Genomic DNA, 24,567 nt, shown 5'->3' with positions numbered 1-24,567 from the left:
ACGCGCGGCATGGGTGCGGCCTTCACCTTGGACCTGGGCTTTTCTGAAGCGCCGGGTGGCTATCCCGTCCGCCGATCCGTCGGGAAACTGAACCGCCACAGGCGGCTCATCCATGCGAAATCCTTCATGTCCATGATCGCCTCCGCGCGCCAGCAATGGCTCGCCAATCCTCGTCGCGACCTGCTGGCGGGCACCGTGGTCGCCCTGGCCCTGATCCCGGAAGCCATCGCCTTCTCCCTGATCGCCGGCGTCGATCCCGCCGTCGGCCTCTACGCCAGCGTCGTCATCGCCGTGACCATCGCCATCGTCGGCGGCCGCCCGGCGATGATCTCGGCCGCCACCGGCGCCATGGCCTTGCTGATGGTCGGCCTGGTGCGCGACCACGGACTGGAATACCTGTTCGCCGCCTCCCTGCTCTGCGGCGTCTTCCAGATCGTCATCGGCCTGTTGAAGCTCGGGCGCTACATCCGCTTCGTCAGCCGCAGCGTCATGACCGGCTTCGTCAATTCGCTCGCCATCCTGATCTTCCTGGCCCAGATGCCCGAACTGATCGGCGCCAACTGGCAGACCTTCGCCTTGGTCGCGGCGGCCCTGATCATCATCTACGGACTGCCCCGCCTGACGCGGGCCGTGCCCTCGCCCCTGGTCGCCATCGTCCTGCTGAGCGGCTTTGTCATCTGGACCGGGCTGGACGTCCGCACCGTCGGCGACATGGGCCAGATGCCCTCGACCCTGCCGATGTTCCACCTGCCCGCCGTTCCCCTGACCTGGCAGACCCTGGTCATCATCGCCCCCATCTCGGCCACCCTGGCCTTCGTCGGCCTGCTGGAAAGCCTGCTGACCGCCAACCTGCTGGACGACATCACCGACACCCCGTCGGACAAGGACCGCGAGACGCGCGGCCAGGGCATCGCCAATATCGCCGCCTCCCTTTTCGGCGGCATGGCCGGCTGCGCCATGATCGGCCAGTCGATCATCAACGTCACCTCGGGCGCGCGCGGGCGGCTGTCGACGCTGTGGGCGGGCCTGCTGCTGCTGTTTCTGATCCTGGTGCTTCAGGACTGGGTGGCGCGGATTCCCATGGCCGCGCTGGTGGCGGTGATGATCATGGTCTCGGTCGGCACCTTCGACTGGGCCTCCATCGCCCGACTGCGCTCCATTCCGCTCCAGTCCTCGATCGTCATGCTGGTGACCACCGTGACCGTCGTTGTGACCCACGACCTGTCCAAGGGGGTGGCGCTGGGCGTGGTGCTGTCCGCCGTCTTCTTCATGCGCAAGGTCGGCAAGACCCTTACCGTGACCGAGATCGAGACCGCCGAGGAGGGCGTGCTGCGCTATCGCGTCACCGGCCAGCTCTTCTTCGCCTCGGCCGAGCTGTTCGCCGCCAGCTTCGAGCATCATGGCCGCCCCCGCCGGGTCGAGATCGACATGACCGAGGCCCATCTGTGGGACCGCACCGGGGTCGCCGCCCTCGACAAGGTGGTGTTCCGTTACCGCAGATCCGGCGCCCAGGTGGAGCTGATCGGCATGAACGCCGCCGGACGCACTCTGGTCGACAAGGTCGGACAGCACGACAAGGCTCACCTGCCCTCTGGCGCGGGGGCCCACTGACGCCGGGCGATCCTGAAAGATGGGCGTCGAACTGATCCGGCCCCCGCCTCGGGCGTAATGGAGCCAGACCAAAGGGCGGCCCCTCTTTCGGCGCGGAAAGGTGACGAGGATGCGCAGAGTTCAGAAACGGGACCTCCCATCCAAGATCTGCCCCGTCTGCGACCGCCCTTTCGCCTGGCGCAAGAAGTGGGAGAGGGACTGGCCGAATGTCATCTATTGCAGCGCGCGCTGCGCCGGCCGCAAGGCCTCCGCGGCGCTCACGCCTGACGGCCTGAGGGCGGACCGGTCGTGACGCGTCAGACGGATCAGGGCGTCCTGCGGCTGGTGCTCGGCGATCAGTTGTCGGACGGCCTGGCGGGCCTGACCGACCTCGACCCGGCGCGCGACGTCGTCCTGATGGCCGAGGTCCGGGACGAGGCTACCTATGTCCGCCATCACAAGCAGAAGATCGCCCTCGTCTTCGCGGCCATGCGGGCGCACGCGGACAGGCTGGCGGCGCGCGGCGTGCGCGTCCGCTATGTCCGCATCGACGCCCCCGGCAACAGCCAGTCCATCGTCGGCGAACTGCACCGCGCTCTGGCGGATCAGGCGTTCGCCCGCGTCGTGCTGACCGAACCCGGCGAGTTGAGGCTGGCTGAGGCCTTTTCCGCCTTCGCCGCGACCGCCGGGCTGCCCGTCGATATCCGCGAGGACCGACGCTTCATCTGCTCCCACGCCCGGTTTCGCCGCTGGGCCGCCGACAGGCGCGAACTGAGGATGGAGTATTTCTATCGCGAGATGCGGCGCGAAACCGGCCTGCTGATGGACGGCGCCGAGCCCGAAGGCGGCCGCTGGAACTTCGACGCCGAGAACCGCAGGGCCCTGACTCGGGGCCTGCGCCCCCCGGCTCGCCTGCGCACCACACCCTCGGCCACGACAAGGGAGGCGATCGCCGATGTCGCGCGCCTGTTTCCCGATCACTTCGGCGATCTGGCTGATTTCGGGTGGCCGACCACGGTCGAGGAGTCCGAGACCGCGCTGGACACCTTCCTGACGCGCATCCTGCCCGCCTTCGGCGACTGGCAGGACGCCATGGCCCACGGCGAGCCCTGGATGTGGCACAGCCTGGTCTCGACGGCGATCAATATGGGCCTGCTGGACCCGCTGGACGTCTGCCGCCGGGCCGAGGCCGCCTATCGCGCGGGCGCCGCCCCCCTGAACGCAGTCGAAGGCTTCATTCGTCAGATCCTCGGCTGGCGAGAGTTCGTGCGCGGCGTCTATTGGCTGAAGACGCCCGATTACGGCCGGATGAATTTTCTAGGCGCCGACCGCGCCCTGCCCTGGTTCTTCTGGTCGGGCCAGACAGACATGGCCTGCGTGGCCGACGTAGTTTCGACCACGCGCGCCCACGCCTACGCCCACCACATCCAGCGGCTGATGGTCACGGGCAATCTGGCCATGATGCTGGGCGTCCATCCCGACGCGGTCGATGACTGGTACATGACCGTCTATGCCGACGCCTATGAGTGGGTGGAGATGCCGAACACGCGCGGCATGGCGACCTTTGCCGACGGCGGGATCGTCGGCTCCAAGCCCTATGCCGCCTCCGGCGCCTATATTCAGCGCATGAGCGACTATTGCGGCGGTTGCCGTTACGACGTGAAGGGCAAGAGCGGCGACGCCGCCTGCCCGTTCAACCGCCTCTACTGGGGCTTTCTGGAGCGCAACCGCTCACACCTTCGCCACAACGCCCGTCTGGCCATGCCCTACCGCACGCTGAACGGCTTCGGAGAAGTGAAACGCGCCGCCCTGCTGGCCGAGGCCGAAGCCACCCGGCTGGCCCTCGGCGCTGTGCCGCTGAGCGACAGCGACCAGGGCGACCCGCCGCCGCCCGCCGCCTCTCGCCCAAGCCCAAGCCTTAAAACCAGGCCTTGATGCCGACGACGAAGCGCGTCGCGTCCACGTCGTCGCCGCGCGCCCGGGCGTAGTCGGCGGTGTCGCCGAACGAACGGCTCCACTCGACCCCGACGTAGGGGGCGAATTCCTTGCGGATCTCATAGCGCAGGCGCAGCCCCGCTGTGACCGAGGTCAGGCCGGAACCCATTTCCAGCTCGGGAATGTCGCTGGCCGAGAAGGCTGCCTCGACCGCCGGTTGCAGGATCCATTTCTGGGTGATGCGCTGGTCGTATTCCGCCTCGGCGCGGGCGGTCAGGTCGCCCTCGGTCGACAGGAAGGCGGCGGCGCTCATCTCGAACCAGTAGGGGGCGACGCCCTGGACGCCGACGGTCAGATGGGTGGTGTCCTTGCCGTCGGGACGGAAGTCCTGGCGCACGCCCGCCTGCACGTCCCAGAAGGGCGCGACGGCGCGGCTGTAGAGGGCCTGGACCTCGGCGTCGTGCAGCGTGCCGTCGAAGGCGCCCTCGCCCTCGGTCTTCCACCAGAAGCGGTTGATGTCGCCGCCGGTCCAGCCCTGGGCGTTCCAGCCATAGCCCTTCTCGCCGTCGCCGAAGCGAGCCTCGAGCGTATCAATCAGGACGGCGGTCGTGCGCACGTCGCCGTTCTCGACCAGCAACTGCTTGCGCGAGGCCGCCATAACGGCCGGGTCGAACAACAGGTCCGCCGCATGGGCCGGCGCGGCGCGGGCGGCAGGCGGAGGCGACGCCTCGACCATGCGTCCGCCGACGGCGTCCACGCTGGTCGGGATGTTGGGCGCGCCGCCGATCATGGCCGACATATCATGCCCGGCGTGGGGATCGGCCTGGGTCGGCGCCATATTGTGACCCGCATGAGGATCGACGGCCGGCGTCTGGGCCGGAGCCATCGACATCCCGCTCATGTCATGACCAGCGTGCGGGTCCGCCGCCACCGGGGCCGCAGGCGCAGAAGGCCGAGGCGCGGCGACGCGCGGCTTGGGCTTGGGCGCAGGCCTCGGGCGAGCTTGCGGCGGGCGTGCCGGCGCGGCTTGGGCGCCGTGGCCTCCATGCCCGCCATGGTTCTGGGCGACGGCGGAACCAGCGGCCAGCATCAGGGGCAGAACCGCGACAGCGGCGGACAGGGCGCGGCTCATCGGGCGGCTCCTTCCAGCGGACGAACCGTCACGACGTTGAACATCCCCGCGTGCATGTGCATCAGCAGGTGGCAGTGGAAGGCCCAGTCGCCCGGCGCATTGGCGGTCAGGTCGAACGTCACCTTCGACCCCGGCGCGACATTGACCGTATGCTTCAGCGGCTGATAGCCGTCGTGGCCGTTGACCAGCTCGAAGAAGTGGCCGTGCAGGTGGATGGGGTGGGCCATCATGGTGTCGTTGACCAGGGTGACGCGGACCCGCTCGTTCAACTCAAAGCGGATCGGCTCGACCAGCTCCGAGAACTTGCGCCCGTCAAATCCCCACATGAACCGTTCCATATTGCCGGTCAGGTGGATTTCCATCGAACGCGACGGCGCGCGCGTGTCCGTGTTCGGCGTCAACGCGCGCAGATCGGTATAGACCAGCACCCGGTGATCGACGTCCTGAAGCCCCTGCGGCCGCTCCCCCAGACGGTTGGCGGGGGCAGGCGCGATGGCGTCCACGCCGACGCCGACCGCCATGTCGGCAGGCGCGTTGTTCGGGTCGCGCATGCTCATGGCGCCGTGATCCATCGGCGCGGCGGCGGCCCCGGCGGCGGCTCCATGGCCCATCGCAGCGTGGTCCATACCCGCCATCGCGCCATGGTCCATACCGCCCATGCCCATGTCCTTCATGGTCAGGTTCGGCACCTTGCGCAGCGGCGGCACCTCGGCGGTCATGCCCAGGCGCGGGGCCAGGGTGGCGCGGCCCATGCCCGAACGGTCGATGGCTTCGGAGACGATGGTGTAGGCGCGGTCCTCTAGCGGACGGACGATGACGTCATAGGTCTCGGCGACCGAGATCTGGAACTCGTCCACCTCGACCGGGCGCACATGCTCGCCGTCGGCCTGAACCACGGTCATGGCCAGGCCCGGAATGCGGACGTTGAAGATCGACATGGCCGAGGCGTTGATGACGCGCAGACGCACTCGCTCGCCGGGCCGGAACAGGCCGGTCCAGTTCTCCTGCGGGCCGTGGCCGTTGATCAGATAGGTATAGGTCGTGCCGTTGACGTCCAGGATGTCGCGCGGGTCCATCCGCATCCCGCCCCACATCCGACGCTCAGCCAGATCCATCCCGTCCGAGCCATCCAGCAGGCCCGCCAGCGTGGTCTTCTGATGGTTGAAATAGCCGGGGCTCTTCTTCAGCTTGGCCAGGATTTCGTGCGGATGCAGGAAGCTCCAGTCCGACAGGACCAGCACATGCTCGCGGTCATAACCGACGGGATCGAGGCCCGCCGGGTCGATGACGATGGGGCCATAGTGGCCCATGGCCTCCTGCATCCCCGAATGGCTGTGATACCAGTAGGTGCCCGACTGCTTGATCGGGAACTCATAGACAAAGGTCTCGCGCGGCTTGATGCCGGGGAAGCTGACGCCCGGCACGCCGTCCATCTGGAACGGCAGCAGCAGGCCGTGCCAGTGGATCGAGGTGTCTTCGTCCAGGGTGTTGGTCACCGACAGCCGTACGTTCTGCCCCTCGCGCATCCGCAGCAGGGGCGCGGGCAGCAGGCCGTTGACGGTGAAGGCGTGGCCGGTTCGCCCGCCGACGGTGAAGTTGGAATGGCCCACCGTCAGGTCGATGTTCGGTCCCGTCAGCGTCGGCAGATCGGCCCGCAGCCCCGACGATCCGGTCTGGGCCCAGGCGGGCATCAGCCCCGAAAGACCCAGCAGGCCGCCGCCCGCAGCCGCGCCGCGCAACAGAGACCGGCGATCAAGAGCCTTGCTCGACATGGAGAGGATCATCCTTCTTGTACCGTCCCGCGTCCGACAAAAGCGACGCGGTCTTCACTGGCTATTACGCGGCCCGGCGCAACGCCCCTTGCGACAGGACGCCACAGAGGCGTCTAGGCTATCGCGCCGAGCGCGAGGGGATCATCACCTCGCTTTTGGGGCATTGACCTTCCCATGACGGGAAGGTTTAGACGATTGAGGCTGTAAACGACGAAAGGCTCCGCCCATGTCTGACGCCTCCCTGAAAGTCCTCGATCTGCCGGTCCTCGGCATGACCTGCGCCAGCTGTGTCGGCCGGGTCGAGAAGGCCGTCCGCGCCGTGCCGGGCGTCACCGAGGCCAGCGTCAATCTGGCCGCCGAGCGCGCCCATGTGGTGCTGGACGGCGGTTCCCCCGCCGCAGTCGCCGCCGCCATCCGCTCCGCCGGCTATGAGCCGATGGAGGAAGACGTCGTCTATCCCGTCCGCGAGATGACCTGCGCCAGCTGCGTCGGTCGCGTGGAGAAAGCCCTGGCCGCCGTGCCCGGCGTGCTGAGCGCCAGCGTCAATCTGGCGACCGAGCGCGCCACCGTCCGCTTCTTCTCGGGCGCCGTCGCCTTCCGCGACCTGGCCGCCGCCGTGCAGCAGGCCGGCTATGTGCTGGAACAGCCGGAAGAGGCTGGCCTCGACGCCGCCGACCGTGAACAGGCCGCCCGCGCCGCCGACATCCGCAACCTGGGCCGCGCCGTTCTGATCGCGGGCGCCGCCACCCTGCCCCTGTTCGTGCTGGAGATGGGCTCGCACTTCGTGCCGGGCATGCACCACTGGCTGGAACAGACCATCGGCACGCAGACCTGGCGACTGATCAGCTTCGTCCTGGCCAGCTTCGTCCTGTTCGTTCCGGGCCTGATCTTCTTCCGCAAGGGCGTGCCCGCCCTGCTGCGCCGCGCGCCGGACATGAACGCCCTGGTGGTGCTGGGCGCCAGCGCGGCCTGGGCCTTCTCGACGGTCGCCACCTTCGCCCCCGCCCTGCTGCCGTCCGGCACGGCCAATGTCTATTTCGAAGCCGCCGCCGTCATTGTCACCCTGATCCTGCTCGGACGCTGGATCGAGGCCCGCGCCAAGGGGCAGACCAGCCAGGCCATCCGCCGCCTGATGTCGATGCAGGCCAAGACCGCCCGCGTCGTGCGCAACGGCGTCGAACAGGATGTGTCGATCGACACCGTTCAGGCCGGCGACCTGATCGCCGTCCGCCCCGGCGAGCGCGTTCCCGTCGACGGCGTGGTGACGGAGGGCTCCTCCTACCTCGACGAATCCATGCTGACGGGCGAACCCATTCCCGTCGAGAAGACCGCGGGCGCCAAGGTGGTCGGCGGCACGCTGAACACCAGGGGCGCCTTCCGCTTCGAGGCGCAACAGGTCGGCGCCGAGACGGTGCTGGCCCAGATCGTCCGCATGGTCGAAACGGCCCAAGGCGCCAAGCTGCCCATTCAGGCCCTGGTGGATCGCATCACCGGCTGGTTCGTCCCCGCCGTGATGGCCATCGCCGTCCTGACCTTCGCCGTCTGGTATCTGTTCGCGCCCGATCCGGCGCTGGGCATGGCTTTGGTCGCCGCCGTGTCGGTGCTGATCATCGCCTGCCCCTGCGCCATGGGTCTGGCCACCCCGACCTCGATCATGGTGGGCGTAGGCCGCGCCGCTGAACTGGGCGTCCTGTTCCGCAAGGGCGAGGCCCTGCAAGCCCTGCAAGGGGTCGAGGTCATCGCCTTTGACAAGACCGGCACGCTGACGGCGGGCCGCCCCGAGCTGACCGACCTGACCGTGGCTGACGGCTTTGACGAAGACGAGGTCCTGGCCCTGGTCGCCGCCGTCGAAGGTCAGTCGGAACACCCCGTCGCCCGCGCCCTGGTCGAGGCCGCCGCCGCGCGCGGCCTCAGCGTGACCCGCCCCGAAGACTTCGCCTCCGTGCCCGGCAAGGGCGTGGCGGGCGTCGTCGCGGGCCGCCGCATCGAAGTCGGCGCTGACCGCTACATGGCCGAACTGGGCCACGACGTCGCCGTCTTCGCCGAGGCCGCCGCCCGTCTCGGCGACGAGGGCAAGACGCCCCTCTACGCCGCCATCGACGGCCAGCTGGCCGCTGTCATCGCCGTGGCCGACCCAATCAAGCCGACCACCGCCGCCGCCATCCAGGCCATGCACGGCCTGGGCCTGAAGGTGGCCATGATCACCGGCGACAACCGCCGCACCGCCGAGGCCGTCGCCCGCCTGCTGGGCATCGACGAGGTCCACGCCGAGGTCATGCCCGATGGCAAGGTCGCCGCCATCAATGCGCTGAAGGCCGGCGGCCGCCGCGTCGCCTTCGTCGGCGACGGGGTCAATGACGCCCCGGCCCTGGCCTCCGCCGATGTCGGTCTGGCGGTCGGCGGCGGCGCCGACGTGGCCATCGAAAGCGCCGACGTGGTCCTGACCGGCGGCGACCTGCGCGGCGCGGTCAGCGCCATCGGCCTGTCGCGCGCCACCATGAGCAACATCCGCCAGAACCTGGCCTGGGCCTTCGGCTACAACGCCCTGCTGATCCCGGTCGCGGCAGGCGTCCTCTATCCCGCCTTCGGCTACATGCTGTCGCCCATGCTGGCGGCGGGGGCCATGGCCCTGTCCAGCGTCAGCGTGGTGCTGAACGCCCTGCGTCTGCGCGCCTTCAAACCCCAGATTCAGGGAGCAGCCCAATGAATATCGGCAAGGCCTCCGCCGCCACCGGCGTCACCGCCAAGATGATCCGCTACTACGAATCCGTCGACCTGATCCGACCGTCCGAGCGGACCGAGAGCAACTATCGCGACTTCAGCGAGCGCGACCTGAACGACCTGCGCTTCATCCGCCGCGCCCGCAGCCTGGGCTTCTCGGTCGAGGAGATCAGCCGCCTGCTGTCGCTGTGGCGCGACCGCAACCGGCCCAGCCGCGAGGTCAAGGCCCTGGCCGAGAAGCATGTCGCCGACCTCGACGCCCGCATCGCTGAAATGCAGGCCATGGCCGACGCGCTGCGCGACCTGTCGCACTGCTGCGCCGGCGACGACCGGCCTGACTGCCCCATCCTGTCCGACCTGGCGGGTGCGCCCGCCGCTGCTTCCCCCGTTTCCTGAGGAGTAGCCCCATGATCGCCCTGACCATTCCCAGGATCCGCTGCGGCGGCTGCGTCGCCTCCGTCGAGAAGGCCATCCATTCGGTCGACGCCTCGGCCCAGGTCGTCGCCGACATCGAGGCCCGCCGCGTCGAGGTGACGACCCAGGCCGACCGTCAAACCCTGCTGACCGCGCTCGACGCCGCCGGCTATCCGGCTGAGGCCGCCTGACCATGAACACGCTCAAGCCGGCCCCTGCCCCCTTCATGACCTTCGAAGGTGCGCCCCCGGTTCGCCGCTAGAGCAAAAAAGCCCCGCCGGTTCGCCAGCGGGGCCTTTCATACCAAGGACCTTAACCTGATCGGCAAGCGTGCGGGGCCAAAGAACTGGGCCCCCGCCTCCGCGGGGATGAGCGGGATTTATGAGACGCTGCCTCAGTCCCGAACCAGCCCGCCGTCGACCACCAGGTTCTGCCCCGTGACCGCCCGGCTCCACGGCGAGGCGAAGAAGAGCACGGCGTCGGCGAACTCCTGCGGCGTCGTCACCGAGCGCAGCGGCGTCATCCCGGCGATCAGGTCGAACACCGCCTCCGGCGTCGCCGCGCTGGCGTCCGTGGTCCGCAGCAGACCGCCCGAGACCATGTTGACCGTGATCCCTGACGGGCCGAGGTCGCCCGCCGCCGTCCGCGTCAGGCTGAGCAGAGCGGCCTTGGCGGCGGTGTAGTCGTGATAGGGCACGACCGGATTCTGGAACAGGTTGGTGCCGATATTGACCACCCGCCCGAACGTCTGCGCGCTCATGCCCGGCGCCGTGGCCTGAATGACGTTCAGCGCCCCGTGGATCACGGTCGAGAACTGCTGCGCCATGTCCTCCCACGGAATGTCCGCCATCTGCGCCCGCGCATCGCCGTTGAAGCTGTAGTCCAGGGCGTTGTTGACCACGGTGCTGATCGGGGCGCCGAAATGCGCCTCGGCCTGAGCCACCATGGCCTCAACCGCCGCGCGGTCTGTCACGTCGGCCTGAAGGGCGATGACCCGCTCGCCCAGCTCAGCCGCCAGAGCCTTGGCCTGCTCGCCGCTGTTGCGCCAGTTGATCGCCACCCGCGCGCCTTGCCCGGCGAAGGCCCGCGCCGCCGCCGCGCCGACCCCGCGCGCGCCGCCGGTGATGAGAACGATCTGATCGCGGATTTCCATGGCCACTCCTCAACTCGAAACCAGCCGAGCCATAGGCCGCCCGCCCGCCCTCGTCATCCCGGAAAGGGCGCGCCGCCCCTCCCCCGCTCATCCCGGCGGACGCCGGGATCCAGTTCTTTGGCTGCAAGCTCATCCCCACGCCTATCTAGCGGCGGTGCGCATGGCTCAGTCTGGATCCCGGCGGGCGCCGGGATGAGCGGTTGTGGAGACACTCTGCGCGCCCCCACAGAACACGGGTTGCATTTAGGTTTTTTCCTAATTAGCCTCTCCCCTCATGAACAGCCTGTTCAAAGCCCTGTCCCATCCGGTGCGGCGACGCATCATCGCCATGCTGCGGGCAGGACCGCTAGCGTCCGGCGACATCGCCGCCGCCTTCGACATGAGCTGGCCGACCATCACCGGCCACCTCAACGCGCTGAAAGAGGCCGGTCTGGTCAGTCCCGAGCGCGACGGCCAGTCGATCCGCTACCGGCTAGAAATCTCGGCGGTCGAGGAGGCCCTGGCCTTCCTCATGGACCTGAGCGGAACAGGCAGGACGAACGAGGAGGAGACGCCGACATGACCATGCCCCGCTTCACGGTGCTGGACGCCCTGACCGCCCTGACGGTCGTCGGCCTGATCGCGGTCGCCATCGGCGTTCAGGTCGCCGGCCCCGCCGGGCCAGTCCCCATGCATTTCGACATTCACGGCCAGCCCGACCGCTGGGGCGACCGCAGCGAACTGTCGGGCCTGATCGCCTTCATGGCCTTCATGGCGGCCATCACCGCCGGGCCGATGAGCTGGTACGCCAAGCGCACGCCGGACACGGCGCGGCGGCGCGGGCTGGAGATCGGCCAGATGGTCTCCCTCCTGGCCATCGTCGGAACCAGCGCCTTCATGGTGTGGATGATCCTGGGCCGCGGCGCCGCGCAGCCGGGCGTGTCCATGGCCATGACCGCCGCCATGATGAGCCTGCTGTTCGCGGTCATGGGCGCCTTCATGGGCCGCATCGCGCCCAACCCCATCATCGGCGTCCGCACCCCCTGGAACTACAAGAGCCGCCTGGCCTGGGACCGCTCCAACCGGCTGGCGGGCCGCCTCTTCTTCTGGCTGGGCCTCGCCGGTCTGATCACCGCGCCGTTCACGCCCCAGCCCCTGGGCTTCAGCCTGCTGATCGCCGGCGTCCTGATCGCCGCCGGCTGGTCGGTGTTCGAAAGCTGGCGCGTCTGGCGCGCCGACCCCGACCGCCAACCCTTCTGATTTCACCCCTCTCAAGACGGAGACGACCATGCTGACCCTCGCCGCCGCCCTGCTGCTCTCGCCGGTTTCGACGCCCGTCGAACTGGCCTCGACGCCCGCCCCCCTGCACGGAACCCTGCTGACGCCGGAGGGCCAGACGCGCGCCGCCGCCGTCATCATCGCCGGATCGGGCCCCACCGACCGCGACGGCAACAGCCCGATCGGGGTGACCGGCGGCGTCTATCGCCAATTGGCCGAAGGCTTGGCCGAGCACGGGATCGCCAGTGTCCGCTTCGATAAACGCGGCATCGCCGCCAGCGCCCCCGCCGCGACCAGTGAAGCTAACCTCACCTTCGACACCTACATCGACGACGCCAAAGCCTGGGCCCAATTGACAGCCGAGAAGACCGGCGCGCCCTGCGTCTGGCTGATCGGCCATTCGGAAGGCGCCCTGATCGCCCAAGCGGCGGCTGCCGACAATCCCGGCGTCTGCGGTCTGGTCCTGCTGTCGCCGGTCGGCGTGCGCGCCAACGTCGAACTACGTCGTCAACTCGAGCCCAATCTACCGCCCACCGTCAAACCCGAAGTCGATCATATCATGAGCGAACTGGAGGCGGGTCGCACCGTCGCGGAGACCCCGCCCCATCTGGCCGTGCTGTTCCGGCCGTCGATCCAGCCCTACCTGATCTCTTACTTCGTCGTGGACCCCCAGGCCCTGATCACCGCCTATGATCGCCCGGTTCTGCTGGGTCACGGCTCGACAGACATCCAGGTGATTCCGGCGAACAGCGAGACCCTCCTAGCGGCGCAGCCCAAGGCCGAACGAGTTGTCTTTGAGGGCCTGAACCACGTTCTGCGTCAGGCTCCGGCAGACCCGGTCGGCAACGCCGCCACCTATGGCGACGCCTCCATTCCCCTGGGGACCGAGGTGGTCCCCGCTGTGGCCGACTTCATCCTGAAGGCGCGCTGAGGTGCCCTAGCCGTCCAGTTCCGCCCTTGCCTGTTCCGCCAGATCAAAGAACCGGCGGCGCACCTCGGCCGCATAGGGGTTGTCGTGTTCGATGGCGCGGAACACCGCCGCGCTGTCGTGGCGGACCATGTCGACGCCCTGCATGACGCGCTCGAAGCTGGTCGTGGTCATGCGTGTCGGCAGCGGCTCCATGGCCAGCAGGACCTTGGCGATCAGGTGGGTCAGGCCCTGCACGGTCGCCGCCTCGCGGTCGTGATCCTCGGGCGTGACGACGAAGACCTTGAGCCCCAGCGCCCGGCGGCAGAAGGCGGCGACACGCCACGCCGCCTTGTCGCCGCGCACCGGACAGACGGCGATGCGCAAGCCCGCGATGCCGTCCTTGCCGCTCTGAGGGCCGAACAGGGGGTGGGTGCCGACGATCTGCACAGCCTCGGGCAGGCCCTCCAGCATGACCTTTGCTGGCTTCACCTTCACCGACCCGACGTCGAGGATCAGGGCGCCGGGCGTCACATGGGGCGCGATCGCCGCGACCGTTTCCGCCAGCCCGCCGACCGGCACGGCCAGCACCACCACCGGACAGGCCGCCGCCTCTTCCAACGTCGTCAGCCGCGCCAGCCCCTCGCCATCGCTCGCCGCCGGGTCATGGGCGAGGATGTCGAAATACGGCGACAGATGCCGCGCCGTCAGCCGTCCGAAGGCGCCGAAACCAATCAGGCCAAGCTGGGGTTTGGGGCCTCTCACCCCGCCAGCGTCTCCTGGAAGCGCACCGGCTGGCCGTGCGCCTGGCCGATCAGTTCGCCGTCCTTCATCACCACGCGACCACGCACGATGGTGGCCACCGGCCAGCCGGTCGTTTCAAAGCCGTCGAAGGGGGTCCAGCCGCAGCGGCTGGCCTGCTGGTCATGGGTGATGGTCTTCCTGGCCTTCAGGTCCACGATGGTCAGGTCGGCGTCATAGCTGACGGCCATCCGCCCCTTGTTGGCCGTGCCGAACACCCGCTGCGCCCCACCGGAAGTCAGGTCGATGAAGCGCTCCAGCGACAGACGCCCGTTGGCGACATGGGTCAGCATCAGCGGCACCAGGGTCTGCACCCCCGGCATCCCCGACGGCGAGGCCGGATAGGGCTTGGACTTTTCTTCCTTGGTATGCGGCGCGTGGTCCGAGCCCAGGACGTCGGCCACCCCCTGCTGCATGCCCCACAGCCACAGGGCGTCGACATGCTCCTGCGACCGGATCGGCGGGTTCATCTGGGCATAGGCGCCGAGGCGCTCATAGGCTTCCGGCGCCACCAGGGTCAGGTGCTGCGGCGTGATCTCAACCGTGGCGACATCCTTGTGGAAGCGCAGGAACTCCATCTCGTCCTTGGTCGTCACGTGCAGGACGTGGATGCGGGCGCCGGTTTCCTTGGCCAGTCCCACCAGTCGGCGGGTGGACATGATGGCGCTCTCGGCGTCGCGGACCTCGGGGTGGCTGGTCCAGTCGCCGGTGCGGGCCAGACTGCGGCGCTCGACCAGTCGGTATTCATCCTCGGAGTGGAAAGTAGCGCGGCGGCGCACGTTCGAGAGGACCTTCCGCACCCCCTCGTCATCAGCGATCAGCAGGTCGCCGGTCGAGGCGCCCATGAAGACCTTGACCCCGCAGCAGCCCGGCAGGCGCTCCAGATCGGCCAGGTGCTCGGCGTTCTCGTGCGTGCCGCCGACGTAGAAGGCGTGGTCGGTCCACATCCGGTTGTTGGCCCGCACCAGCTTGTCGGCCATGGTCTCGGGGTCAGTGGTGTTGGGATTGGTGTTCGGCATCTCGAACACGGCGACCACGCCGCCCAGGGCCGCCGAACGGCTGCCGGTCTCCAGGTCTTCCTTCCATTCCAGACCCGGCTCGCGGAAGTGGACCTGGGTGTCGATGACGCCCGGCAACACCGTCAGGCCCGTGGCGTCGAACACCTCGCCCGCCGACGCTTGCGACAGGTCGCCGATGAAGGCGATGCGGCCGTCGATGACGCCGACGTCGGCCATGCCGCGTCCGGCGTGGTTGGCGACTTCGCCGCCCCGCACGATCAGGTCATAGGTCTGGGTCATCGGCGCATCTCCTGAGGTCGAGCGCTTATGCGCGCCCGACGCCCCAAGGGACAACCCCTCGCCCGTTCAGGAAAAGTCAGTAGGCCAGTTGCGCCAGCAGCTTCTTCGACGCCTTCAGCACCCGCTCATAGGGCAGGTCCATCATGTGCTGGATGTGCTGGTTCAGGCGCGGGTCCATGTCGATGAACTCTTGCAAACTGCGCGGGCCGCGCACCGCCACCCCGGTCCAGGGACGACGCAGCACCTCGTCGGACGGGCCGAACACCCCCACCGCCGGCACGCCCGCGGCGACCGCCAGTTGGGTCCACAGCGAGTCCCCGCCAATATAGAAGTCGGCCCGCGACAGGGCCGCGACCGTCTGCAACCGCGTCAGCCGCCCTTGCAGTTCGATCACCCGCTCGCGCTTGACGGCGAAACGGATCGAGTGGGCCGCGTCGCGGTCGGCTTCCTCGCCGACGATCATCAGCCGCCCGCCGGCCAGAGGCCCGCCCTCGCCCAGCAGCGACAGGGCCACCTTGGCGTAACGGTCGGCGGGCCAGCGCTTGCCGATCCAGTCCACGCCCGGACCAATGGCCAGGATCGGGCCTTCGCCCGCCGGGATCAGGGCGTCGGCGGCCTCCTGCGTGTCGCGTCCGACAAACAGCTTCGGCGCCGGGATCTCGTCCAGTTGCAGCACCCGCGCCGCCTGTTCGACCAGATGCACGCCTTGCAGGACCTTGCCCTTCACCGCCCGCTTCTGACGCCGCAGCTTGCCCGACAGAGTCGAGCCGCGCATGTCGACCACCAGCCCCCAGTTGGTCTCGCGCACCTGGTTCCACAGGGCGATCCAGTCCCAGCGCCCGTCGCGATCCAAAACGATCAGCCGCTCCAGTCGGGGCAGGTCCGCAAACAGCGGCGCGCTGGCCGGCGAACCGACGACGGTGAAGGTGGCGTGCGGGATGGCCTCGACCAGATGGGCGAGCGCCCCCGACGAGAGGACCGCGTCTTCTGCGTCCGCCTCGGCGATATAGAGGATCGGGAACCGCCCATGCATGCGGCGACCCTAGAGGGATTCTCTACGGATTTCAGCGGTGATGCGATTTGACGCTGGTTCAGCGAGTGAAGTTTGCCGCCCCGCTGCGGATCGCCCCGCCATCTGCTAGCCTCGATGGCGCTGAGGGGGCCGACCATGAACGTCCTGACCATCCTGCGATCTGTCGAAGAACTGCTCTACGAGGTGATGTCGTGGCTGCTCTTCTATCCGCGCACGCTGTGGATGACCCTGACCCGCCCGCTCGACACCATGCGCTATTCCGATCAGGAGCAGCGCGACAAGCCCGAGAAGCAGTATCTGGAAACGCTTAGCCCACCGCTGTTTCTGGTGCTCAGCCTCTTGCTCGCCCATGGCCTGGAGCTAGCCATGGGCATGCCGGACGAGGGGCCGCGTTCACGCCTGGCCCAGGCCGTCATGCGTAACGACCAGGCCCTGCTCGCCTTTCGCGCCCTGCTGTTCAGCCTTCACGCCCTGGCCTTCGCCTGGATCTCGCTGAAGCTGGAGAGGAAGCGGATCGACCGCGAAACCCTGCGCACCCCATTTTTCGCCCAATGCTACCTCTCCGGCGCCACCGCCATCCTGGTCAGCCTGAGCGCGGCGGGCATCCGCTATCCCAGCGAGACGGCCACCTTGGCCGGGCTGGCCGTGATCGTGGCCGCCACCCTCTGGTACCTGGTCATCCAGCACCGTTGGCTGATGCGGCTGGACGGCGTGGGCGTCGTGCGCGCCGGGCTTTGGGCCCTGGGCGGATTCACCGTCTCGACCAGCCTGGTTTTCGCCTTCGGCTGGCTGCTGTCCTGACCACAGTCCCGCCTTGCGCTCCAACGGGCGCGATGCGATCCATCCGGCAAGCAGCGGGGGTTTTCATGAGCGAACAGGAACAGTCGGCCAAGACGACGCGATCACAGACGGTCGACGAGCTGTCTGAAGACGCCCTGGGCTTCGGCTCGGTGGACCTGCGCACCGCGCGCGACCTGCTGGTTCGTCCGCGTCAGGTGCTGGAAACCTGGATGACCCTCGGCCCGACCGGCGGCGGACTCTACACGCGGCCTCTGCGCCTCTATCTGGCGCTCAACGCCATCCTGATGCTGGTGCTCTTCCTCAGCGGCGGCTCCAGCTACATGCTCACGGGCTTGCCGCCCGAAATGCTGAACCCGTTGATCGCGGCCTCGGGCAAGAGCCGCGACGCCTTCATGGCCGACGCCGACGGCTGGATGACGCTGATCATGGTGCCCGTCCTGGCGACGCTCTACGCCCTGGTGACCGCCCCCCTGTTTCGATGGTGGGACGCCGAGGATCTGGGCTGGCGTCGCGGGTTTCGCGCCAGCTTCGCCTATCTCAACGCCTGGACCCTGCTGATCCTGCCGCTCTCCTGGTTCCTCTACGGTCAGGGATGGACCGTCCTGCTGGCGTCCTTCGCCATGTGGGTGGCGGGCGTCGTCACCTTCCTGCGCATGGGCAGGGGGCGCTGGTATCGGACCATCGGTCCCGGCGTCGCCAAGGCCTTGATGATCCTGATCGGCCTCTGTTCGGTCGCCGCTGTCGGCACAATGGCCATCACGGCCGTCGGCCTGGCCGCCGGTCGCTGGTTCTAGCGCGCGATCCGTCGGCGCATTTGCTCTCGCGATGGGTTAAGGCCCCGTCATGAGCCTTCCCCTTCTGCCTGACCGGACCTGCGGCGGCTGCGTCGAGTGCTGCCGCGTCATCCCGCTGAACCTGCCCGAGCTGGCCAAGCCGACGGGCGAGTTGTGCGGCTATTGCGTCAACGGGTCGGGCTGTTCGGTGCATGAGATCCGGCCTCAGACCTGCCGCGTCTGGTTCTGCCTGTGGCGCGCCGTCGAGCTGTCCGACGACTGGCGGCCCGACCGCAGCGGCGTCATCATCCGCCCTGACGGCGTCGAACGCGGCGAGATCACCCTCTATGTCGTGCGTCGCTCCGAGTTTCTGGCGGGGATGGATTTCTTCGCCGCCGTGGCCGGCTGGATCGCCGAGGGGATCGAGGTCGCCCTCAGCATCCCCGGCCCGGTCGGAACCTATCCGGCCCGCGCCGTGGTCACCGACTGGCTGCGCCCCGCCATCGAAGAGGGCGATCCTCAGGACTTCGTCGCGCGCGTCCTCGCCTCGCTGGACCGGCTGGCCGAGCACGACTTCCAGCCCGACGGGGTCACGGCGCGGTATGCGGTGGTGTAGGGTCCTCTCCCTCCCTATCTTGGCGGTATGTCCATCGCCCGCCTCGACAGCCGCGCCCTGATCCGCGTCACTGGCCCTGACGCCCGTCCCTTCCTGCACAACCTGCTGACGCAGGATGTAGAGACGCTAGAGCCCGGCGCCCTGCGCTTCGGCGCCCTTTTGTCCCCGCCCGGTCGACTGCTGTTCGACCTCTTCCTGTGGGGCGAGGAGAACGGCGTGGTGCTGGACGTCGCGGCCGAGCGGCGCGACGCCCTGGTCCAGCGGTTGTCGATGTACAGACTGCGCTCCAACGTCGAGGTCATGCCCATCCCCGACGCCGTCTTCGTCGCCTGGGGCGGCGACATCCCCGAGGGCTTCATCCCCGACCCCCGCCTGCCCGCGCTCGGCGGACGCCGCTGGGGCGATCAGTGCGAAACCAACGCCGCCGAGGCCGATTGGCAAGCGCACCGCCTAGCTCTGGGCGTGCCGGACCCCGCGGCGGATGCGCTTCTGGACAAGACCTATCCCATCGAGGCGGACTTCGACCTGCTGAACGGCATAGACTTCCACAAGGGCTGCTTCATCGGTCAGGAGACCACCTCGCGCATGAAGCGGCGCGGCGTGATCAAGAACCGCATGATGGCCATCGCCTTCGACGGCCCCGCCCCCGAGCGCGGCGCCGAGGTGCTGAACGGCGAACTGCGCGCCGGCGAGGTCATGACCGGCGCCGACGGTCGCGCCATCGCCCTGCTGCGTCTGGACCGTCTGGAGGGCGATCTGAGCGTCGACGGCCGCGCCGTGCGGGTCGAGAAGCCCGGCTGGATGCCTGATTTTCAAGGCTAATTTCGACAAAACGGAAAATCTGCTTGTCATGATGTAAAAGTCGCTTGACGCCAAACGCAGCGTTGGTAAAGTTCACTTGTCACAACGACAGGGGAGCTTGTCATGAACACTGAAGCCAAGGCCATCGCCGCCAACAAGAAGAAGAAGATGGACGATCTGACGGTCGGCCTGTGCGCCCTCACCGTGGTCGGCGTCAGCGCCACCGCCGCCACCCCCTTCTGGCCCGCCGCCTGGGGCCAGGCGCCGTCGATCGGCGAGGTCGTCCTTGCCGCCGGTCTGGCCGTCTTCCTGGCCCTGCACACCCTCTACTGTTGGCGCGGCCTGGATGAAGCCGCCAAGGAAGCCCACAAGTGGGTCTGGTGGTGGGGCGGCAACCTGGGCCTCGTCGGCGGCGCCGCCGTCATCATCGCCGCCGCCAACGGGGCAGACCTGCTGCCCGCCCAGGCGCCGCACTCCGACGCGGCCCTGGTCGCCGCCGGCGTCCTCGGCGTCTTCGCCGCCCAGGTCCTCGGCTACGGCATCGCCTGGTGCGGCTGGTGGATGGCCCGGCGATGACCAGCGAGTTCGTCAACCGCCTCAAGGTCTTCCGCGCCGAGCGCAACTGGACCCAGGCCGATCTCGCCGAACAGCTCGGCGTCTCGCGTCAAACCGTTCAGGCGCTGGAAAAGGGCCGCTACGACCCCTCCCTGCCTCTGGCCTTCCGCATCTCCCGCCTCTTCGGCCGACCGATCGAAGCCATCTTCGTTCAGTGATCCCGGCGAGGCCCCGCGCCCGCCATCCTTCAAAAAACACACCGACATTCAAAGGACGAACCAATGACCTGCGCCAACCGCATGGGCCAAGCGGCCAAACACGTCTCCGACCTCGCCCTGGGCGTCTGCGGAGGGATGCTGATCTTCCTCGCCGCCATGACCCTGCCCAGCCCCAGCCAGGCCGCCGTCTGGTTTGACGCCCCCGCCGCCGCCGCCGCCGCCCGCTAAGCCCTCCATCTCATTTTCAGGACCAGACCCATGTTCAATCTCTACTCCGTCATCGTCGAACGCTTCTCGGGCTTCGCCCTCGGCGTCTGCGGCGCCCTGCTGATCACCACGGCCATCGAGGCCGTCCCCACCTTCGGGCAGGCCCAGCCCGTCGCCGTCATCGCCACCGCCGTTTCCAACGCCTTCTGATCCGACCTTCCAGCCCGCCCGGCTGATGCCGCCGCCGACCTGATCGGCGCCTCGAAACACCCCACAATCCAAGGACGAACCAATGACCCTCGCCAACCGCATGGGCCGTACGGCCAACCACGTCTCGCGCCTGGCCCTCGGCGCCTGCGCCGCCCTGGCCGCCAGCGCTGCCCTCGCCGCCTTCCCCGGCGCCGCCCACGCTCAGCAGGCGGCAGCCCCGGCCGCCGCCGCCGCCCCCATCCCCCGCGCTGAGGGCGCCGGCCCGCCTTTGTGGGTGGTCAAGGACGCGGACTCGACCGTCTATCTGTTCGGCACCATCCACTACCTGCGCCCCGGCACGGCCTGGGGCTCGGCCAAGGTGGACGCCGCCTTCGCCGAGGCTGACCAGTTCTGGGTCGAGGTCGCCGATCAGGATGATCCCACCGTCGCCGCCAGGGTGGCCCAGCAGCACGGCGTCACCCCCGACCGCCCCCTGTCGTCGATCCTGTCGGCCGAGGATTTCGCCGCCTTCGACAAGGCCGCCCAGGGCGTCGGCGCCAACGGCGCGGCGCTCGACGCCTATCGCCCCTGGCTGGCCGCCTTCATGGTCGCCGGAAGCGCGCCCCTGCAGGCCGGCTATCGCCCCGACGCCGGGGTGGACAAGACCCTGATGGAGCGGGCCCGCGCCGAGGGCAAAACCATCCACGGCTTCGAGACCGCCGACATCCAGCTGCGCCTGATCGCCAGCATGAGCGAAGAGGCCCAGATCGCCTACCTGAACAACTATGTCCGCAACGGCAGCCAGATCGTGCCCAAGCTGGATCAGACCGTCGCCGCCTGGCTGGCGGGCGACGCCGCCGAGGTCGGCCGCCTGAACCGCCTCGACACCCGCGACATCCACGAAGACGTCCACCGCGCCGCCCTGATCGTCCGCAACGCCGACTGGACCGACCAGATCGCGACGATGATGCAGGGCTCCGGCAGCGCCTTCGTCGCCGTCGGCGTCGCCCACCTGGCCGATCAGGACAGCCTCATCGACATGCTGAAGGCGCGCGGGTTCACGGTCGAACGGCTGTAAGCTCCAGCTTCGACCACACGAGAGGTCCGGCGGAAACGCCGGGCCTTTTTCTCTGCCCCTTCTTTTCGTCATCCTCCGGCGAGCGTAGCGAGACCGGGGGACCCAGCGGCGCCGAAGGCGATCTTCACAGCAAGCGCGGCGCGTGGGTTTCGCCCTAACGGGCGCCGCTGGGTCCCCCGGTCAGCGCCGCTTCGCGGCTTGCCGGAGGATGTCGGAAGATATTGTTCCCCCTTGCGCCACCAGAACATTCCCGCAACATCGCCCCCATGATCGAATCCGAGAAAGCCCCCATAGACAAGGCCAATGGCCGCTGCGGCTGGTGCGGCACGACCGACCTGCTCTACATCGCCTACCACGACACCGAATGGGGCGTGCCCGAGTACGATCCTCGCGCCCTGTGGGAGAAGCTGGTGCTGGACGGCTTTCAGGCCGGGCTGGCCTGGATCACCATCCTGAGGAAGCGCGAAGGGATGCGTGAGGCCTTCCACGGCTTCGATCCCGAGATCATCGCCCGCTATGACGACGCCGACCGCGCCCGGCTGCTGGCCGACGCGCGCATCATCCGCTCACGCGCCAAGATCGACGCCGCCATCAACGGCGCCCGCATATGGCTCGACATGAGGGACAACGGCGAGGACTTCTCCGCCTGGCTCTGGTCCTTCGTCGACGGCCAGCCGCTGGTGAACCAGTGGAGCTGTTTCCGCGAGGCCCCGACCCAGACGCCGCAAAGCGTCGCCATGGCCAAGGCCCTGAAAGCGAGAGGCTTCAAATTCTGCGGCCCGGTCATCACCTACGCCTTCATGCAGGCCGTCGGCATGGTCAACGACCACCAGACGACCTGCTTCCGGCATAGCGAGGTGGGCGCAGCGGACGGATCCGGCGTAGTCGCAAAGGTCTGATTGTGGGCGTCTCGCGTTTGTCTGCTTTCGACCCGTTGCGGACATAGGATTTGGGCTGCAATCTGCTGGCATGGGAACGAAACTCAGCGCGGAAGATGCCTGCGCCTACGAAGCTCTAGATCGCCTCTTGTTTCGTCAGTGGGACCCCATTGGTGTTTCGGATCTGGATGGGTGGGCTGACGATGAATATCGAGCCTATCTGCCTGGCTTCTGGGAGTTGGTGCGATCCGGTTCGACAGAGACACAAATCGTCGAATATCTCGCAGAGATAGAACGGGATCGGATCGAGTTCGAAACCAGCGACGAGCACCGGCTGGACATCGCGCGAAAGGCTATCGCTCTGGTCGCAACTTGGCGCCTAGCGGTTCGCCCCTAGCGAAGGTCTGCTTTCCACCCTTAGCTGACATTCAGCACGACCGCCTTCCGCCCCGCATCCGTTCGTGGCACTGACGCGCGATGAAGCCGCCTAAAGCCGCCCCCAAGATCGACCGCCCCTTCCCCACCCTGATGCTGGAGCTGGAGGCGTGCGCCGCCTGGAACGGTCACGTCTGCGGCGTGGACGAGGCGGGGCGCGGTCCCTGGGCCGGGCCGGTGTCGGCGGCGGCGGTGATCCTGAACCCCGACGACCTGCCGCCCGGCATCGACGACTCCAAGGCCCTGACGGAGAAACGCCGCGCCGCGCTGGAGCCTCAGATCAAGGCCCGCGCCCTCGCCTGGGGCATCGGCTTCGCCTCGGTCGAGGAGATCGACGAACTGAACATTCTGCACGCCACCGGCCTGGCCATGCGCCGCGCGGTCGAGGCCCTGGCCCATCCGCCGGTTCACGCCCTGGTGGACGGCAACTACCGCTTCAAGCTGCCCTGCGCGGTGACGCCCGTGGTCAAGGGCGACAGCCGCTCTCTGTCCATCGCCGCCGCCTCCATCCTGGCCAAGACGGCGCGCGACCGGCTGATGATCGAAATGGATGCGACCTATCCGGGCTACGGCTTCGCCAGCCACAAGGGCTACAACGCCCCCATCCATCAGCAGGCCCTGAACACCCTCGGCCCCTGCCCCGAACATCGCCGCAGCTGGGCGCCGATCAAGGCCTTGCTGGAAACCGCCTAGCCGCCCGTCGCGCCCGCGACCAGCAGGCCCAGGATAACGACCACCGCCGCGATCAGAACGAACAACACCCAGTTGGGCAATCCGCTGGCCGACTTGCGGCGAGGCTCTGACGTCGAAGCCGAAGGGTCGTTCGAGGCGCTCATGTCCTCTGTAACCGGAACTCCGTCAGATGGTTCCGCCTCAGGCGGCGACCGGCAGGCTCAGTGGCTTTTGCGTCACGACGAACAGATGCTCGACGTTGCGCAGCCGCCCGACGGCGCCGACCTTCTCGCCCTTGCGGTTATGGATGCCGATGCGGGCGCCGACGTAGCGGGGGCGCGGGATCTCGACCACCTGCACATGGCCGCGCGCCGACAGCATGGCCGTCAGGTCGTCGCGGCTCAGATAGCCCTCGTCGTTGAAACTGACGATCAGGTTGGGCGTCTTCAACCGTTCGACCACGGATTGCAGCGCCGGGCCGATGCCGGGGCGGCTGTTGAAGGGGCTCTTGCGGGTCCGCACGTCCACCCGCTTGTTGGCGATGCCGTAGGTCTCCGGCTTGTCCCACAGGATCAGGCTTTCCCAGCAGTGGTAGTTGGCCAGATAGGAGTGCTGGTTATAGGGCGGGTCCAGATAGACCAGATCGGCCTCCACCTGATCGGCGATCTCAACCGCATCGCCCTGCGTCGCCTTGCACGGCCCCGCCGCCACGCCCGGCCGCAGGTCCGGCAGCCGCAGTTCCAGCGGCTTCAACGCCCGCGGCGCCCACTGCTTCATATAGGCCATCTGCAACCCGGCGGTGGAATCCACCCGGTCCGCCGCCTCCATCAGGGCGACCAGAACCACAGCCTTCAGTTCCGGCTCCAGCCCCATGGCCTCGATGCGGGTGCGCATGGCGTCGATGCGGGCGCCGTTGTCGGGATGGAAGAAGCGGGCGTCCTCGCAGAAGGCCTTGGTGAACCAGCCGGCCTCGGGCGTCACTGTCCGCAGTTCGGTCAGGATGACCTGGGCCTGCGTCTCCCAGCGCTCACGGTCGGCCTGGACATAGGCCGTGGCGAGGGTGTGGGCATAGGCGTTGTGGTCGTTGGACCAGACGCGGAACCCCTGCCCCTTCAGGGCATGACCGACGCGGGCCGAGCCGGAAAACAGGTCGCAGACCGTCCCGCCGTCCGGCAGGGCGGCGCGAACCGCACCCGTGACATGGCCCAGAAGCGCGCGCTTTGAGCCGATGTACTTGATCATTCGTTCTCCGATCCTCCCCCGTCCCTTTGCGGGGGAGGGGGACCATCCGAAGGATGGTGGAGGGGGCCGAAAGCCAGCGCTGCGTTTCA

At 68.3% G+C, this 24,567-nt stretch carries 28 protein-coding genes and 1 other annotated feature; of the genes, 20 read left to right on the top strand and 8 right to left on the bottom strand.

The window, feature by feature from the left end; genetic code table 11:
* Positions 1-26: 26 nt before the first annotated feature.
* Positions 27-89: a sequence feature (sul1 is cis-regulatory element that is thought to sense ions involved in sulfur or methionine metabolism; They are found in Alphaproteobacteria), on the top strand.
* 43 nt (positions 90-132) lie between these two features.
* The 3 genes from P0Y52_02470 (at position 133) to P0Y52_02460 (ending at position 3,525) form a co-directional block, all read left to right on the top strand.
* A complete protein-coding gene (locus P0Y52_02470; protein ID WEK59430.1) occupies positions 133-1,611 on the top strand; it encodes a SulP family inorganic anion transporter in 1,479 nt (492 codons plus the stop codon).
* A 109-nt stretch (positions 1,612-1,720) separates the two neighbouring features.
* The gene (locus P0Y52_02465; protein ID WEK58422.1) at positions 1,721-1,903 is read left to right on the top strand and encodes a DUF2256 domain-containing protein; all 183 of its coding nucleotides are present in this window, start codon (positions 1,721-1,723) and stop codon (positions 1,901-1,903) included.
* Positions 1,900-3,525 carry a cryptochrome/photolyase family protein gene (locus P0Y52_02460; protein ID WEK58421.1) on the top strand — a complete coding sequence of 542 codons (1,626 nt, stop codon included), beginning with the start codon at positions 1,900-1,902 and terminating at the stop codon, positions 3,523-3,525. The genes P0Y52_02465 and P0Y52_02460 overlap by 4 nt, the downstream gene beginning before the upstream one ends.
* On the opposite strand, the gene P0Y52_02455 is transcribed toward P0Y52_02460, so the two are convergent.
* Positions 3,509-4,657, bottom strand: coding sequence for a copper resistance protein B (locus P0Y52_02455; protein ID WEK58420.1), 1,149 nt, complete (start codon positions 4,655-4,657; stop codon positions 3,509-3,511). The two genes, P0Y52_02460 and P0Y52_02455, sit on opposite strands and share 17 nt — an antisense overlap.
* A complete protein-coding gene (locus P0Y52_02450; protein WEK58419.1) occupies positions 4,654-6,429 on the bottom strand; it encodes a copper resistance system multicopper oxidase in 1,776 nt (591 codons plus the stop codon). Before P0Y52_02450 ends, P0Y52_02455 begins: the two co-directional genes overlap by 4 nt.
* 226 nt (positions 6,430-6,655) lie before the next feature.
* Between P0Y52_02450 and P0Y52_02445 the strand changes: the two genes are divergently transcribed.
* The 3 genes from P0Y52_02445 to P0Y52_02435 are packed head-to-tail and all read left to right on the top strand — an operon-like array spanning position 6,656 to position 9,755.
* Positions 6,656-9,136, top strand: a complete 2,481-nt coding sequence (locus P0Y52_02445) for a heavy metal translocating P-type ATPase (GenBank protein WEK58418.1) — start codon at positions 6,656-6,658, stop codon at positions 9,134-9,136.
* Positions 9,133-9,546, top strand: coding sequence for a Cu(I)-responsive transcriptional regulator (gene cueR, locus P0Y52_02440; protein WEK58417.1), 414 nt, complete (start codon positions 9,133-9,135; stop codon positions 9,544-9,546). Before P0Y52_02445 ends, cueR begins: the two co-directional genes overlap by 4 nt.
* 11 nt (positions 9,547-9,557) lie before the next feature.
* A complete protein-coding gene (locus tag P0Y52_02435; GenBank protein WEK58416.1) occupies positions 9,558-9,755 on the top strand; it encodes a heavy-metal-associated domain-containing protein in 198 nt (65 codons plus the stop codon).
* A 203-nt stretch (positions 9,756-9,958) separates the two neighbouring features.
* Here P0Y52_02435 and P0Y52_02430 read toward each other — a convergent pair whose 3' ends face one another.
* A complete protein-coding gene (locus P0Y52_02430) occupies positions 9,959-10,717 on the bottom strand; it encodes a 3-oxoacyl-ACP reductase (GenBank protein WEK58415.1) in 759 nt (252 codons plus the stop codon).
* Between the two features lie 274 nt (positions 10,718-10,991).
* Here P0Y52_02430 and P0Y52_02425 point away from each other — a divergent pair, with 274 nt between their 5' ends.
* The 3 genes from P0Y52_02425 to P0Y52_02415 are packed head-to-tail and all read left to right on the top strand — an operon-like array spanning position 10,992 to position 12,905.
* Positions 10,992-11,279, top strand: a complete 288-nt coding sequence (locus P0Y52_02425; GenBank protein WEK58414.1) for a metalloregulator ArsR/SmtB family transcription factor — start codon at positions 10,992-10,994, stop codon at positions 11,277-11,279.
* Positions 11,276-11,956 (top strand): SdpI family protein, encoded by a 681-nt coding sequence (locus P0Y52_02420; protein ID WEK58413.1) that lies wholly within the window; start codon positions 11,276-11,278, stop codon positions 11,954-11,956. The genes P0Y52_02425 and P0Y52_02420 overlap by 4 nt, the downstream gene beginning before the upstream one ends.
* Before the next feature lie 28 nt (positions 11,957-11,984).
* Complete coding sequence (locus P0Y52_02415) at positions 11,985-12,905, top strand: alpha/beta fold hydrolase (protein WEK58412.1); 921 nt, start codon at positions 11,985-11,987, stop codon at positions 12,903-12,905.
* A gap of 6 nt (positions 12,906-12,911) precedes the next feature.
* Here the strand turns inward: P0Y52_02415 and P0Y52_02410 are convergent, their stop codons facing one another.
* The 3 genes from P0Y52_02410 to P0Y52_02400 form a co-directional block, all read right to left on the bottom strand.
* Complete coding sequence (locus P0Y52_02410; protein WEK58411.1) at positions 12,912-13,646, bottom strand: prephenate dehydrogenase; 735 nt, start codon at positions 13,644-13,646, stop codon at positions 12,912-12,914.
* On the bottom strand, positions 13,643-14,980 hold the full coding sequence (locus tag P0Y52_02405; protein WEK58410.1) for a dihydroorotase: 1,338 nt from the start codon (positions 14,978-14,980) through the stop codon (positions 13,643-13,645). The genes P0Y52_02410 and P0Y52_02405 overlap by 4 nt, the downstream gene beginning before the upstream one ends.
* Before the next feature lie 76 nt (positions 14,981-15,056).
* Positions 15,057-16,013 carry a glycosyltransferase family 9 protein gene (locus tag P0Y52_02400; GenBank protein WEK58409.1) on the bottom strand — a complete coding sequence of 319 codons (957 nt, stop codon included), beginning with the start codon at positions 16,011-16,013 and terminating at the stop codon, positions 15,057-15,059.
* Between the two features lie 135 nt (positions 16,014-16,148).
* Between P0Y52_02400 and P0Y52_02395 the strand changes: the two genes are divergently transcribed.
* From P0Y52_02395 to P0Y52_02345, 11 genes are all read left to right on the top strand, one after another.
* Positions 16,149-16,814, top strand: coding sequence for a hypothetical protein (locus P0Y52_02395; protein ID WEK58408.1), 666 nt, complete (start codon positions 16,149-16,151; stop codon positions 16,812-16,814).
* A gap of 65 nt (positions 16,815-16,879) precedes the next feature.
* Entirely contained in the window at positions 16,880-17,608 is a 729-nt protein-coding gene (locus tag P0Y52_02390) for a hypothetical protein (protein WEK58407.1), read from the top strand.
* 49 nt (positions 17,609-17,657) lie between these two features.
* A complete protein-coding gene (locus P0Y52_02385; GenBank protein ID WEK58406.1) occupies positions 17,658-18,203 on the top strand; it encodes a hypothetical protein in 546 nt (181 codons plus the stop codon).
* 27 nt (positions 18,204-18,230) lie between these two features.
* Positions 18,231-19,025 (top strand): folate-binding protein, encoded by a 795-nt coding sequence (locus P0Y52_02380; GenBank protein WEK58405.1) that lies wholly within the window; start codon positions 18,231-18,233, stop codon positions 19,023-19,025.
* Positions 19,026-19,127: 102 nt separating this feature from the next.
* Positions 19,128-19,580, top strand: a complete 453-nt coding sequence (locus P0Y52_02375) for a hypothetical protein (protein ID WEK58404.1) — start codon at positions 19,128-19,130, stop codon at positions 19,578-19,580.
* On the top strand, positions 19,577-19,777 hold the full coding sequence (locus P0Y52_02370) for a helix-turn-helix transcriptional regulator (GenBank protein WEK58403.1): 201 nt from the start codon (positions 19,577-19,579) through the stop codon (positions 19,775-19,777). The genes P0Y52_02375 and P0Y52_02370 overlap by 4 nt, the downstream gene beginning before the upstream one ends.
* A 63-nt stretch (positions 19,778-19,840) precedes the next feature.
* Positions 19,841-20,005: a hypothetical protein gene (locus P0Y52_02365; GenBank protein ID WEK58402.1), complete on the top strand. Its 165-nt coding sequence runs from the start codon at positions 19,841-19,843 to the stop codon at positions 20,003-20,005.
* 30 nt (positions 20,006-20,035) lie between these two features.
* Positions 20,036-20,194, top strand: coding sequence for a hypothetical protein (locus P0Y52_02360; GenBank protein WEK58401.1), 159 nt, complete (start codon positions 20,036-20,038; stop codon positions 20,192-20,194).
* A gap of 82 nt (positions 20,195-20,276) precedes the next feature.
* Positions 20,277-21,251 carry a TraB/GumN family protein gene (locus P0Y52_02355; GenBank protein WEK58400.1) on the top strand — a complete coding sequence of 325 codons (975 nt, stop codon included), beginning with the start codon at positions 20,277-20,279 and terminating at the stop codon, positions 21,249-21,251.
* A gap of 266 nt (positions 21,252-21,517) precedes the next feature.
* Entirely contained in the window at positions 21,518-22,150 is a 633-nt protein-coding gene (locus P0Y52_02350; GenBank protein WEK58399.1) for a DNA-3-methyladenine glycosylase I, read from the top strand.
* Between the two features lie 507 nt (positions 22,151-22,657).
* Positions 22,658-23,257 (top strand): ribonuclease HII, encoded by a 600-nt coding sequence (locus P0Y52_02345; GenBank protein ID WEK59429.1) that lies wholly within the window; start codon positions 22,658-22,660, stop codon positions 23,255-23,257.
* Here the strand turns inward: P0Y52_02345 and P0Y52_02340 are convergent.
* Positions 23,254-23,400 carry a hypothetical protein gene (locus P0Y52_02340; protein ID WEK58398.1) on the bottom strand — a complete coding sequence of 49 codons (147 nt, stop codon included), beginning with the start codon at positions 23,398-23,400 and terminating at the stop codon, positions 23,254-23,256. The two genes, P0Y52_02345 and P0Y52_02340, sit on opposite strands and share 4 nt — an antisense overlap.
* A 37-nt stretch (positions 23,401-23,437) precedes the next feature.
* The gene (locus tag P0Y52_02335; protein ID WEK58397.1) at positions 23,438-24,478 is read right to left on the bottom strand and encodes a DNA adenine methylase; all 1,041 of its coding nucleotides are present in this window, start codon (positions 24,476-24,478) and stop codon (positions 23,438-23,440) included.
* Positions 24,479-24,567 lie beyond the last annotated feature (89 nt).

The organism is Candidatus Brevundimonas phytovorans, from assembly GCA_029203145.1.
GTDB classification, from domain to species: domain Bacteria; phylum Pseudomonadota; class Alphaproteobacteria; order Caulobacterales; family Caulobacteraceae; genus Brevundimonas; species Brevundimonas phytovorans.
Note: the sequence above shows the minus strand (reverse complement) of the source record. Positions and strands in the feature narration are given on the sequence as shown.

Bases quoted from the DNA above. Each gene is read 5' to 3' on its own strand.
- P0Y52_02430 (WEK58415.1), bottom strand. From the start codon at position 10,717: ATGGAAATCCGCGATCAGATCGTTCTCATCACCGGCGGCGCGCGCGGG.
- P0Y52_02335 (WEK58397.1), bottom strand. From the start codon at position 24,478: ATGATCAAGTACATCGGCTCAAAGCGCGCGCTTCTGGGCCATGTCACG.
- P0Y52_02435 (WEK58416.1), top strand. From the start codon at position 9,558: ATGATCGCCCTGACCATTCCCAGGATCCGCTGCGGCGGCTGCGTCGCC.
- P0Y52_02345 (WEK59429.1), top strand. From the start codon at position 22,658: ATGCTGGAGCTGGAGGCGTGCGCCGCCTGGAACGGTCACGTCTGCGGC.
- P0Y52_02455 (WEK58420.1), bottom strand. From the start codon at position 4,657: ATGAGCCGCGCCCTGTCCGCCGCTGTCGCGGTTCTGCCCCTGATGCTG.
- P0Y52_02450 (WEK58419.1), bottom strand. From the start codon at position 6,429: ATGTCGAGCAAGGCTCTTGATCGCCGGTCTCTGTTGCGCGGCGCGGCT.
- P0Y52_02400 (WEK58409.1), bottom strand. From the start codon at position 16,013: ATGCATGGGCGGTTCCCGATCCTCTATATCGCCGAGGCGGACGCAGAA.
- P0Y52_02340 (WEK58398.1), bottom strand. From the start codon at position 23,400: ATGAGCGCCTCGAACGACCCTTCGGCTTCGACGTCAGAGCCTCGCCGC.
- P0Y52_02425 (WEK58414.1), top strand. From the start codon at position 10,992: ATGAACAGCCTGTTCAAAGCCCTGTCCCATCCGGTGCGGCGACGCATC.
- P0Y52_02470 (WEK59430.1), top strand. From the start codon at position 133: ATGATCGCCTCCGCGCGCCAGCAATGGCTCGCCAATCCTCGTCGCGAC.
- P0Y52_02380 (WEK58405.1), top strand. From the start codon at position 18,231: ATGTCCATCGCCCGCCTCGACAGCCGCGCCCTGATCCGCGTCACTGGC.
- P0Y52_02360 (WEK58401.1), top strand. From the start codon at position 20,036: ATGTTCAATCTCTACTCCGTCATCGTCGAACGCTTCTCGGGCTTCGCC.
- cueR (WEK58417.1), top strand. From the start codon at position 9,133: ATGAATATCGGCAAGGCCTCCGCCGCCACCGGCGTCACCGCCAAGATG.
- P0Y52_02370 (WEK58403.1), top strand. From the start codon at position 19,577: ATGACCAGCGAGTTCGTCAACCGCCTCAAGGTCTTCCGCGCCGAGCGC.
- P0Y52_02420 (WEK58413.1), top strand. From the start codon at position 11,276: ATGACCATGCCCCGCTTCACGGTGCTGGACGCCCTGACCGCCCTGACG.
- P0Y52_02445 (WEK58418.1), top strand. From the start codon at position 6,656: ATGTCTGACGCCTCCCTGAAAGTCCTCGATCTGCCGGTCCTCGGCATG.
- P0Y52_02365 (WEK58402.1), top strand. From the start codon at position 19,841: ATGACCTGCGCCAACCGCATGGGCCAAGCGGCCAAACACGTCTCCGAC.
- P0Y52_02405 (WEK58410.1), bottom strand. From the start codon at position 14,980: ATGACCCAGACCTATGACCTGATCGTGCGGGGCGGCGAAGTCGCCAAC.
- P0Y52_02465 (WEK58422.1), top strand. From the start codon at position 1,721: ATGCGCAGAGTTCAGAAACGGGACCTCCCATCCAAGATCTGCCCCGTC.
- P0Y52_02385 (WEK58406.1), top strand. From the start codon at position 17,658: ATGAGCCTTCCCCTTCTGCCTGACCGGACCTGCGGCGGCTGCGTCGAG.
- P0Y52_02390 (WEK58407.1), top strand. From the start codon at position 16,880: ATGAGCGAACAGGAACAGTCGGCCAAGACGACGCGATCACAGACGGTC.
- P0Y52_02375 (WEK58404.1), top strand. From the start codon at position 19,128: ATGAACACTGAAGCCAAGGCCATCGCCGCCAACAAGAAGAAGAAGATG.
- P0Y52_02350 (WEK58399.1), top strand. From the start codon at position 21,518: ATGATCGAATCCGAGAAAGCCCCCATAGACAAGGCCAATGGCCGCTGC.
- P0Y52_02355 (WEK58400.1), top strand. From the start codon at position 20,277: ATGACCCTCGCCAACCGCATGGGCCGTACGGCCAACCACGTCTCGCGC.
- P0Y52_02395 (WEK58408.1), top strand. From the start codon at position 16,149: ATGAACGTCCTGACCATCCTGCGATCTGTCGAAGAACTGCTCTACGAG.
- P0Y52_02415 (WEK58412.1), top strand. From the start codon at position 11,985: ATGCTGACCCTCGCCGCCGCCCTGCTGCTCTCGCCGGTTTCGACGCCC.